Below are 810 nucleotides of genomic sequence, written 5' to 3' on the forward strand. Positions count from 1 at the left end.
AAGCTGTCATCCAGCTGCTGATGAGCAGGCTCAAGATGTAAATCCCGATGAGAGTGAGGATGACACCAGCAGTCTGGACTAATCTGTTTCGGAATAAAAATTCTTCTCCTTGTTTCTTGCAGTATGCTTTCTATTGTAGCAATCTCCTGACTTGGGAGCAATCGATGAATCTTACATTTTGCCCCCGCCATCTTACATTTTTGTAAGATTTGGCCGAAAGTTTAAATCAAGGCTCGCAGAAATTTCAAAAACCGAGCGAAACCGTCTGCCAAAATCCATCGAAGTGGCTTGCCAAAGTCTGTAAAATCTGGTAGAATGGATGAGAATTGAATAGAAGTCCGCAAGACTAGTAACTCAAGGGAAGTTTAACAGGGAGAAAGGTTATGACTGAGAGCCTTTCAGATGAAAATTGAGCGAATTCACTTGCACAGGGACTGACCAATTAAGATTCGGGCAACCGGATAAAAAACGGATGGTACCGCGTGTCAACGCTCCGCTTGTGGGTGTTGGCGCGCTTTTTATTTTGGAGGAAAGATGACAAAAACGATTGAAGAACAACTGAAAAGCCTGCGTGAAGAGACCCTGGCTGCTCTCAAGGAGCTCAAGGCTGAGAACCAAAAGGAACTGCAGGACTTGCGTGTGGCGGTCTTGGGGAAAAAAGGCTCTCTGACGGAAGTGCTGAAAGGCATGAAGGACATCTCAGCAGAGATGCGGCCCATAATCGGCAAGCATGTCAATGAAGCCCGGGATATTCTAACAGCAGCTTTTGAAAAGACGGCCCAGGAAATGGAAGAGGAGCTGGTCGCTTTG

General features: G+C 46.2%; 1 pseudogene. It reads left to right on the forward strand.

Annotated features, from left to right (window positions below):
- Nucleotides 1-534: 534 nt before the first annotated feature.
- Nucleotides 535-810, forward strand: a pseudogene (pheS, locus tag STRDD11_RS05075) (phenylalanine--tRNA ligase subunit alpha); the annotation flags it as partial.

Source organism: Streptococcus sp. DD11 (genome assembly GCF_001578865.1).
In the GTDB taxonomy this organism is placed as follows: Bacteria; Bacillota; Bacilli; order Lactobacillales; family Streptococcaceae; genus Streptococcus; species Streptococcus panodentis.